The 9,660-nt window shown below is 62.6% G+C and carries 6 protein-coding genes and 2 pseudogenes; 3 read left to right on the forward strand and 5 right to left on the reverse strand.

Features of this window, described 5'->3' with window-relative positions; all coding sequences use genetic code 11:
- Positions 1-16: 16 nt before the first annotated feature.
- Positions 17-541, reverse strand: a pseudogene (locus DJ69_RS18830) (IS6 family transposase); the annotation flags it as partial.
- A gap of 234 nt (positions 542-775) precedes the next feature.
- Between DJ69_RS18830 and DJ69_RS18370 the strand changes: the two are divergent.
- On the forward strand, positions 776-916 hold the full coding sequence (locus DJ69_RS18370) for a hypothetical protein (RefSeq protein ID WP_180271781.1): 141 nt from the start codon (positions 776-778) through the stop codon (positions 914-916).
- 268 nt (positions 917-1,184) lie between these two features.
- Here DJ69_RS18370 and DJ69_RS09440 read toward each other — a convergent pair whose 3' ends face one another.
- Together DJ69_RS09440 and DJ69_RS09445 are read right to left on the reverse strand one after the other, a co-directional pair.
- Positions 1,185-2,054: an NAD-dependent epimerase/dehydratase family protein gene (locus tag DJ69_RS09440; RefSeq protein WP_099255372.1), complete on the reverse strand. Its 870-nt coding sequence runs from the start codon at positions 2,052-2,054 to the stop codon at positions 1,185-1,187.
- A 227-nt stretch (positions 2,055-2,281) separates the two neighbouring features.
- Positions 2,282-3,772, reverse strand: a complete 1,491-nt coding sequence (locus DJ69_RS09445) for an aldehyde dehydrogenase (RefSeq protein WP_099255373.1) — start codon at positions 3,770-3,772, stop codon at positions 2,282-2,284.
- A 297-nt stretch (positions 3,773-4,069) separates the two neighbouring features.
- Between DJ69_RS09445 and DJ69_RS09450 the strand changes: the two genes are divergently transcribed.
- Both DJ69_RS09450 and DJ69_RS09455 read left to right on the forward strand, forming a co-directional pair.
- Positions 4,070-5,815 (forward strand): hydantoinase B/oxoprolinase family protein, encoded by a 1,746-nt coding sequence (locus DJ69_RS09450; RefSeq protein ID WP_180271782.1) that lies wholly within the window; start codon positions 4,070-4,072, stop codon positions 5,813-5,815.
- The gene (locus DJ69_RS09455) at positions 5,812-7,839 is read left to right on the forward strand and encodes a hydantoinase/oxoprolinase family protein (protein WP_099255375.1); all 2,028 of its coding nucleotides are present in this window, start codon (positions 5,812-5,814) and stop codon (positions 7,837-7,839) included. The genes DJ69_RS09450 and DJ69_RS09455 overlap by 4 nt, the downstream gene beginning before the upstream one ends.
- Here the strand turns inward: DJ69_RS09455 and DJ69_RS09460 are convergent.
- Together DJ69_RS09460 and DJ69_RS09465 are read right to left on the reverse strand one after the other, a co-directional pair.
- On the reverse strand, positions 7,836-9,461 hold the full coding sequence (locus DJ69_RS09460) for a thiamine pyrophosphate-binding protein (protein WP_099255376.1): 1,626 nt from the start codon (positions 9,459-9,461) through the stop codon (positions 7,836-7,838). The two genes, DJ69_RS09455 and DJ69_RS09460, sit on opposite strands and share 4 nt — an antisense overlap.
- A gap of 112 nt (positions 9,462-9,573) precedes the next feature.
- Positions 9,574-9,660: pseudogene (locus tag DJ69_RS09465) on the reverse strand (IS6 family transposase); the annotation flags it as partial.

Raw genomic sequence — 9,660 nt, forward strand, 5'->3', positions numbered from 1 at the left:
TCTCCTACAGAAGAGCGTCACGAAAGACATGTTCGACGGCATTCCGATTCCCATGTGTGACGTGTTGGACTCGGAGCCCGTGACGATGACAGGCCGCCTGCAACCACGGGGCACCGCCGACGGGAAGTATCCGGTTCTCAATCTGACGTTTCTCACGTAATCCAGCGAGAAACGGTGAGGAAACCGCAGTATCGCTCGTCGACTACAGTCGGAGATAGAGCAGGCGGTTCATGTCGGAATCGACAGCAGCGTCCAGCCAATATCGCGCAGGATTGAGCTGGACCATCGTTTCATCGACCCCGACATGATTCGGATCGACACCGTCTATCGGCTGTAGATCGGCCTCTTGCGCCTACCGATGGGCGGTGGCTCGATGGCGACCGACACCCGGCTGTCCAAACATACACTGTACGCAAAAGTGATAGTTCAGCTAGATAGAGTTGGATACCGAACTTCGTCGCCGACTCGGGCGTCGTCGCTCGTCCCAGAAATTTGATTCGATACAACCGCTATTCCGGCTGCGGCGCCCGAACCTGTGCATAGCGCACTCGATCTTTTGACCGCCTGGCTTTGTTGACATCCTTAGGAAATGATCTCTTCTGACCGGGTGTGGTCAGTACAGGCTACGAACCGACAGACACCCGGGCAAATGCACTGCGGCTTTCTCCGAGGTAGCCGCGTATGTTACTGGATGAATTGTTATAATATTTATAATGCGTCGTCGAGTGTATAGAACTCCGTGATGATTTATTAAGTCGGGCTGTTATGTAATCTTATGAGAATTTCAGATGCCCTTCAAGGCGAGATGACAATGAAACAAATGGGAGTAATAATGATCCTCTACATGGCGGCTCTGGTAGTTTTTGGAGCACTGGCAGTTATCGTGATACACCGTCTTGGATGGCAATGGCTATAGGGAATTGCCGTAAGGCGGCGGGGCACCTCGGCACATCAGAAAACTGAAGCTGGAAATCAGCGATACCCTATGTCGAAGCGACTTCGATCAATAAGCACTCTTCAGCGACCGGGTGTCTCAGACGACACTGTCTCTGTAGCATAGAATCTCAACAGAGTCGACCGCCTCATCCCTTACGGCGACGCTACCGAGACCAGCGCCGATCGCCGCTTCGAAAGTACGTCCGACTGAGCATCGATCGCTGCACACACCCGCGGAGACTCTCCCGCTATTCGGGCGGAGCGTCCCACTCTGCCCCGTTGTCTTGGGGTTCGTATCCCAGACGGTCCCGCGTGTACGTGAGATCGACCCAGGTCCCATCGTTGCCGCTGACGCCCCAGAAGATGTCGAACCCGGGCTCGTCGTGTCCGAGCAGGCAGTCGACGAGCTGGCCGAGGTCGCGGTGCGAGAGCCACGTGCACTTCAGCCGGTCCGCCATGTATCCGTACTCCTCGCTGTCGCGCTCCCACCACCCTTCGTCGACGCCCATCTCCGCGAGCCCGTACGGGTGGTCGTACTCCTCACCGAGCACGGTCTTGATGCGGAGCGCGTAGAAGCTCGTCGGGTACTCTCGCGTGTTCGTCACGTACGTCGGGTGGAGGTCGCCGAGCGGGTTCTCCTGACTCTCGACGAATAGCCGTCCCACGGCCTCCCCAAACACTTTTGAGAGGCCGTAGAAGGAGTCGGGCCGGACCGGGTCTTCGTGCGTGAGCGTCAGATCGTACTCCGGGTCGTAAATCTCCGGTGAGAGTTCAACCTCGTACATCCCCACCGTGTGGATGGATGACGCGAAGACGAACTTCTCTACCTCGGCTTCCGCGGCCGCCTGGAGGACATTGTACGTTCCGATGATGTTATTCTGGAGAATTTTCTCCCACGATCCACTGAGGTCGACGGCGGCAGCGAGATGGATGACGGCGTCTACGTCATCGAAGTGGCCACGGAGGTCGTCTCGATCCGTGATGTCCGCGACGACGGTCTCTCGGTCGGGGTGGTCCTCGACGTCGAGACACGTGAACTCGTACTCGTCCGTCGCTCCGAGCTGATCGATAATCGCACTGCCGACTGTGCCATTCGCCCCCGTGATGAGGATGTGCATACGGCGAAAGGAGGTGAATCTATTATTAAATACCTTCGGGCAGCGGAGCAAAAACACGCCGTCGAGAGGGCGCTTCTCCGACTCCCCACCGAGGACCCGCCTGCCGGCGTCCGCATCTTCGCTGCCGTTCACCCGACGACCGACCCGTGAGCCACGTCGTTCGTCTAGGCGTCTTCTGCGGTCGAAGCCGTACGGGCATCGACGACGTGGGACGGAAGCGGTCCACGTCAGCCGAGCGTGAAGGGATCCTCGACCTCCCCGGCGAGGTCGACCCAGACGCTCTTCGTCTGCATATACTCCTCCAACCCCTCGTGACCGTTCTCGCGGCCGAGACCGCTGTCCTTGTACCCACCAAACGGGGAGTTGTAGGTGAGCGTACGGTACTCGTTGATCCAGATGGTTCCCGCTTCGAGGGCTTCGGCGACGCGCTGGGCTTTCCGGAAATCTTCGGTCCAGATGCCCGCGGCGAGCCCGAAGTCCGTGTCGTTCGCCCGTTCGACGAGGTCATCCTCGTCGTTGAACGTGAGCACGCTCGCGACGGGACCGAAGATCTCCTCCTGGGCGACGGTCATGTCGTTCTCCACGTCGGTGAGGATGGTCGGTTCGAGGAAGCACTCGCCGGGGAGGTCGTCAGGCTGATCACCGCCGAACCGGAGGGTTGCGCCCTCTTCAACTGCGGTCCTGATGTACTCCCGATCGGTCTCCCACTGTCCGCGAAACGCGACCGGCCCCATCTCGGTCTCAGGATCACGTGGGTCGCCGAGGGTGATGTCGCGGGCGCGCTCGGTGATCCGATCGACGAACTCGTCGGCGATGTCCTCGTGGAGGAACACGCGCGAACCCGCGAGGCAGGTCTGTCCGGTCGCGGCGAAGATACCCTTGATGACGCCGTTGATTGCATTGTCGAGGTTCGCGTCGGCGAAGACGATGTTCGGGCTCTTCCCGCCGAGTTCGAGGGAGGCGGGGATGAGGTTCTCGCCCGCGGTCTTCCCGATGTGGCGGCCGACGCTGGTGCTGCCGGTGAAGGAGGCTTTGTCGACGCCGTCGTGATTGACGAGCGCGTCGCCGACGGTACTGCCGCTGCCGGTGACGACGTTGTAGACGCCGGCGGGGAGTCCGGCCTCTTCGCTGAGGAGTTCGGCGAGACGGAGCGCGCTCACGGGCGTCTGCGTGCTGGGTTTGTGGACGAACGTACAGCCGGCGGCGAGCGCGGGCGCGAGCTTGAACGCGGTGAGGAGGAGCGGGGAGTTCCACGGGGTGATGGCGCCGACGACGCCATACGGCTCGCTGACAACGTAATTAAACATCTCGCCGTTCTTGCTTTCGACGGGGATGGTGTCGCCCTCACGGGTCTCGCACTGACTGGCGTAGTAACGGAACCAATCGCCGAGCGAGTTCATCTGTCCGCTCATCTCGCGGATGAGTTTTCCGTTCTGTCGGGTTTCGAGTTCCGCGAGTTCGTCCGCATGCTCGTCGATGACCGCGGCGACCTCTCGGAGCAGGCCGGCGCGTTCGCTCAGTTGGAGGCCGCCCCAGTCGTCACGGTCGAAGGCATCCCGTGCGGCGGCGACGGCGCGGTCGACATCGCCGGGGGTTCCGAGCGGAACGGTCGCCCATGGTTCGCCGTCGTACGGGAACTTGACTTCGGCGCGGTCATCGCTCTCCGAGGAGACGAACTCGCCGTCGATGAACTGGTCGTAGCTCTCGATGTCAGTCATACAGGCATGTGATAACAGGTCACAATAACTCTTTCTGCGACAAGACTGTCCGCAAACTCCGCGGACGGCAGGGTGCGCGGACTGGTTCACCGAAAACGGTGTCCTTGGTGATCCAACGAAGGCAACTACCGATGCAGGAGAACTGACCAACGATTGTGTTGGAGCTCCGTCTGTGCCATCGTCGCCGGTTGAATACTGTTGGCCGGCTTCCTCCCCGCGATTAAGCGCGGGGCTTTCGCCTCGGATTTTCCGCGACCCACCCACACGTTTATTCCGTCTGGTATGGGAGGAGGTGGTATGGTAGATACTGGCGACCTCGAAATTTTCAGACACTCACTGAAGAGTGTCGTCGAGGAAATGGGCGTCACGCTCCAACGAACCGCGTACTCGACGAACATCAAGATTCGTCGCGACCACACGTGTGCACTGTTCGACGCCGACCTCAGGCATATCGCTCAACACGACATCGCCCCCCAACACATCGGGTCCCTCGTCTCCGTCGTCCCGCGGAACGTTCCCGACTGGGAGGACGACCTCGAACCGGGCGATGGCATTCTTATCAACGACCCGTACAAGGGCGCCGTCCACCTTCCGGATGTGATGCTCATTTCGCCGCTGTTCCACGACGACGAAATCATCGGCTACGCCGCGAACTCAGCACATCATGTCGATATCGGCGGGGGCACCCCTGGCGGTATCCCCAACGACAGCACGGAACTCTACGGCGAGGGCCTGATCATCCCCGGCGTTCACGCAGTAGAAGACTGGGAGTACGACGAGGACACCCTCTCGTTCATCCTGCGGAACGTCCGCGAGCCAAAGATGCGACGCGGCGACTATCAGGCACAACTCGGGGCGAACCGGATCGGCGAACAGCGGTTCGCAGAACTCCACGAGGAAAACGGCCGCGAGCGCGTCGAGACCTACCTGGATGAACTGCTCGACTACACGGAACGCCGAGTCCGCGCAGCTATCGAAGAGCTCCCGGACGGCGAATATTCGGCGAGCGATGAGATGGATGGCGACGGTATCGTTGACGAACCCGTGACGCTCGTGCTCACGCTGACGGTCGATGGCGACGAGATGAGTATCGACTTCACCGGGACCGCAGCGGAAAACGAAGGGCCACTGAACTGTACACCCGCAATGGCGTTCGCGGGAACGATGGCCGTCATCATGGCGTTCATCGGTGAGGATCTGCCGAAGAACGACGGGTTCTACCGGCCGTTCGAGACGATAACCCCTGAGGGAACGATGGTGAACCCCTCCTACAACCGCCCGGTGGCGGGCGGCTGGGAGATCCCGATGCGCGCGGGCGATCTCGTGACGAAGGCGCTCGCGGATGCCGTCCCCGAGCAGACCATCGGCGCGACGAAAGGAATGGTGTGTAACGTCGCGTACGGCGGGACCGATCCTCGGGACGACGACGACTACGTCTACTACGAGACCGTCGCGGGCGGCTACGGCGGACGATTGGAGAAAGACGGGATGGACGCGGTACAGACGCACTTCCAGAACACTGCGAACAGCCCTATCGAGGAACTGGAGGACGAACTGCCCGTCTACGTCCGCCGGTATGAACTGATTCAGGACTCGGAAGGCGCGGGTCGCCAGCGTGGCGGGCTCGGCGTCCGCCGCGACCTCCAGTTCTACGATCACGAGGCGTCGTTTTCGCTGCTCACGGACCGGACACGCTCCAAGCCGTGGGGGATCTTCGGCGGGCACTCTGCTCGGCCCTCCCGGTTCTATCGGAACCCGGGAACGGCGGATGAGGAGGTGTTGGCGTCGAAGTCGACGACCAAGCTCGATGCTGACGATGTCGCGAGCGTTCAGACGCCCGGCGGTGGCGGGTATGGGGACCCCCTGGAGCGAGACCCGACCGACGTCCTCGACGACGTTCTCGACGAGAAGGTCTCCCCGGAGAAAGCCCGCGAGGAGTACGGCGTCGTCATCGAAGACGAGAGTATCGACGAGGAAGCGACCGCGGAGCGGCGTCGAGAACTCCGTGACGTGGCCGCGAACAGGACGGGTGAGAACGCATGAGCGTGCGCATCGGTGTCGACACCGGTGGGACGTTCACCGACGTCGTCCTCTACGACGTGGACGCGAACGAGGTGTACATCACGAAGACGCCGTCCACCCCCCCGGACTTCGACCGCGGCGTGTTGAACGGCATCGACAAGATCCTGGAAGAGACCGACACCGACCCGGACCGCGTCGAGTTCCTGAGCCACGGGACGACGGTGGGAACCAACGCTGTCCTCGAAAACGAGATACCGGACCTCGGACTTATTACGAACGAGGGGTTGCGTGATGTCCTGGAGATCGGGGACCAGACCCGTCCTGAGCTTTACAACTTACAGGCGGACAAACCACCCGCGCTCGTGGACAGGCGTCACCGACTCGGCGTCCCCGGTCGTATCGACTCGGAGGGGGACGTCGTCGACGAGCTCGACGAGGACGCCGTTCGTGCGGCCGTTGACAAACTCGCGGACTCGGATGTCGATTCGGTCGTCGTCTCGATGCTGTTCTCCTACCTGAACGACGACCACGAGCGCCGGGTCGGCGAACTCATCGCGGAAGAAACCGACCTCAGCTACGCACTTTCCTCCGCCGTCTACCCGGAGACCCGCGAGTACGACCGAACCGTCACCACGGTGCTGAACGAGGCGGTGAAGGTCACGATCCAAGACTACCTCGGTCGCCTCGATACCGGGATCGCGGAGCGCGGTATCGACGTGCCGCTGAACGTGATGCACTCCGGCGGCGGTATCTTCGGGACGGAGCAGGCGACGGATTTCGCACTTCGGACCGTCCTCTCCGGACCGGCCGCGGGAGCGGTCGCCTGCCGTGACGTTAGCCGGACGGAAGGCCTCGAACACGCTATCGGACTCGACATGGGTGGCACGAGCGCGGACGTGAGCGTCGTCGAGGACGGCGACCTCGTTCGGTCCACGGAGGGCGAGATCAACGACCTGCCAATCAACACCCCGCTCGTCGACATCAACACCGTGGGAGCAGGCGGTGGGAGTATCGCGTGGATCGACGCTGGTGGCGGGCTTCGTGTCGGCCCGAAATCCGCCGGCGCAGATCCCGGGCCGATCTGTTACGGCCGCGGTGGGACCGACCCCACGGTGACGGACGCGAATCTCGTGCTTGGTCGCATCGACCCAAGCGCCTTCCTCGACGGCGACGTACAACCGGCCATCGAGAAGGCGAGGGAGGTGTTTGCTGACGAGATCGCGGAACCACTCGGGCTCAGCCTCGAGGAGGCGGCGATGAACGTGGTCAAAGTCGCAAATGCGAAGATGGCTCGCGAGCTGCGCCGCGTTACCGTCGAGCGCGGCCGAGATCCCGGCGAGTTCTCGCTCGTCGCGTTCGGTGGCGCCGGCCCGCTCCAGGCCGCTGAAGTCGCCCAGAACATGGACATGAACTCGCTCGTGATCCCCCGGAGCCCGGGCGTGTTCTCCGCACGTGGCCTCCTGCTCGCCGACGTTCGCATGGACGAGTCGCGCGCGTACACTGGCGACGGACTCGATGCACAGCAGGCGGGCGTAGAGTTCGAAACGCTCGAAGAATCGCTCACCGAACGGTTCACCGATCAGGGATTCGACGCTGGGGACGTGCTGGTGACCCGGCAACTCGATCTCCGGTACGCGGGCCAAGCGTACGAACTGACCGTCGCGCTCCCTGGAGAGACGTTCACGGCGGCGAACTTCGAGGCGGGAATCGAGCGGTTCCACGACCACCACCGTCAGCTCTACGGGTACGCGATGGAGGACGAGCCGGTGGAGCTCGTCACACTCCGTGCCACCGGGACGGTCGAGACGCTGCCGGTCGAGGATGAGGTGCCCGTTGCGGGCGGCGAACAGACCCACCGTGAACGCGAGGTGTACTTCGCGGATCGGGGGTTTGTGGCAACACCAATCGTCGACCGACACGCGCTCGCCGTCGGTGAGACGGTCGATGGTCCCGCAATCCTCGAGGAATCGGGGTGTACGAGTCTCCTGCCGCCGGAGGTCACGGCAGAAGTCTCTGAGGACGGGAACCTCCGAATCGACCTTTAGTACGGTGGAAATCCGGGGCGAGCGATATCCGGATTCGTGCGCACGTCGAGGACGAGCGGAACATCGGGCTTGTCCGTGAGGAACTCGTCGAGGACGCCCAGATCATCAGTCGACCGTATCGTTGCGGCGCGCGCGCCGAGACCCCGAGCGACCTGCTCGAACGCTGGGCTCTCGTAATCGGCGGCGGTCACACGGTCGAATTCGAGGTCTTGGCGGTGGCGGATGATCCCGTAGCTCTCGTCGTTCAAGACGACGAAGACGACCGGGAGATCGAGACGAACCGCAGTTTCGACGTCCTGAACGACCTGCATGAACGCGCCGTCGCCCATGTAGCAGACGACATCTCGGTCGCGATCGGCGTACTGCGCGCCGAGCGCGGCGGGGAGTGCGTACCCCATCGTTCCGAAGTTCCCGTTCACGAGCATCTGGCCGCCGGCGTCGAGTTCGTGGAAGACCGCCGGGAACCCCGTGTTGTTCCCCGAGTCGACGGCGACGACGGCGTCGCCGGCGGTGCGGTCGGAAACGGCGAGCGTGAGCGCACGCGGGTCCACGCATGGTCCGTCCGACTGCTCGTCGAACGGGATGACGTGACCCGTTTCCGCGATCGTCTCCTCGACCCTGTTGACGCGTTCGGGGTTCGTCCCGATGCGGTCTCCGAGCGCGGCGACCGTCGCGCGGGCGTCTCCGAGCACCCCGATCGTGGGGTCGCGGTATCGTCCGAGTGCGTCGGGAGAGAGGTCAACCTGAACGATGTCAGCGTCCGCGTAGAGCGCGCCATAGCGGGTGGATTTCCCCGACAGTTGTGCGCCGACGGTGAGCACTGCGTCGGCGTCCCAGAGCAACGCGTCGTTGGCGGGCGTCATGAACGTGCCCGCGATCCCCGAGTGGAGCGGGTGATCGTGATCAAAGAGCCCCTTCGCGAAGTACGTCGTCGCGATGGGTGCGCCGAGTCGTTCTGCGAGCGCGGTGAGAGCGTCAGCGGCGTCGGACGCACGAGCGCCGCCGCCAGCGAGGATGACAGGATGGTCCGCGCTGTTGAGGACGGCGGCCGCGGCGTCGACTGTTTCGGGGTCGGCGTGGACGCGCTGGGCCGTGGACGACTGTGGATCGTAGGTATCGTCGGGGACCGGGTCTTTCTGGATGTCTCCGGGGAGTTCGACGATGGCGGGACCACGTTCGGTTCGCGCTTCCGAGAACGCACGACGGAGCGTTTCGCCGATCGTGTCTGACGTCTCCGCCCGTGTCTGATAGACGGAGATCGGATCGGTGAACGTGATGTGGTCGAGATACTGGAGGGATGTCTCCCGGCCACTGAACCCCGTGTCTCCGACGAGAACCACGAGTGGCACGTTATCGCGGTCCGCGGCGGCGATACCGGTTGCGCCGTTCGTCACGCCCGGGCCGTGGGTGAGTGTACAGACGCCGACTTCGCCGGTGGTGCGGGCGTAGCCGTCCGCCATCGAGACGGCCACCTGCTCGTGACGCGCGTACCGGAACGCGATGTCGTGGTCGTTCGTCGCGTCGATGAGGTGTGCGTTCCCTTCCCCGATGAGGCCGAAGAGTGTCGTGACGCCTTCGGCAGTCAGTGCGTCGAGTATGAACGTGCTCCCTGTCTCGGTCATTGGTATTGTTAACTCCGGAGTGTGGCCCCGTTTCGCTGAGAGAACCGACAGAGTGTGGCGATATAAGCGTTGTTCCACCCCGACTCGGTAATCGCCCCACCGGCGGTAGTGTTCAGATAAGCTGATTCCATGCGAAAGCGAACGATCTCAACCACTCGTCAGCAGTTTCTGCTTCGGCGTTGCTGAAACAGTTTGAGAA

Origin of the sequence: Halorubrum persicum, from assembly GCF_002727125.1 — an archaeon.
GTDB lineage: Archaea > Halobacteriota > Halobacteria > Halobacteriales > Haloferacaceae > Halorubrum > Halorubrum persicum.

Excerpts from the sequence above, each read along its gene's own strand:
- DJ69_RS18370 (WP_180271781.1), top strand. The coding sequence starts at position 776 with ATGAGAATTTCAGATGCCCTTCAAGGCGAGATGACAATGAAACAAATG.
- DJ69_RS09440 (WP_099255372.1), bottom strand. The coding sequence starts at position 2,054 with ATGCACATCCTCATCACGGGGGCGAATGGCACAGTCGGCAGTGCGATT.
- DJ69_RS09445 (WP_099255373.1), bottom strand. The coding sequence starts at position 3,772 with ATGACTGACATCGAGAGCTACGACCAGTTCATCGACGGCGAGTTCGTC.
- DJ69_RS09450 (WP_180271782.1), top strand. The coding sequence starts at position 4,070 with ATGGTAGATACTGGCGACCTCGAAATTTTCAGACACTCACTGAAGAGT.
- DJ69_RS09455 (WP_099255375.1), top strand. The coding sequence starts at position 5,812 with ATGAGCGTGCGCATCGGTGTCGACACCGGTGGGACGTTCACCGACGTC.
- DJ69_RS09460 (WP_099255376.1), bottom strand. The coding sequence starts at position 9,461 with ATGACCGAGACAGGGAGCACGTTCATACTCGACGCACTGACTGCCGAA.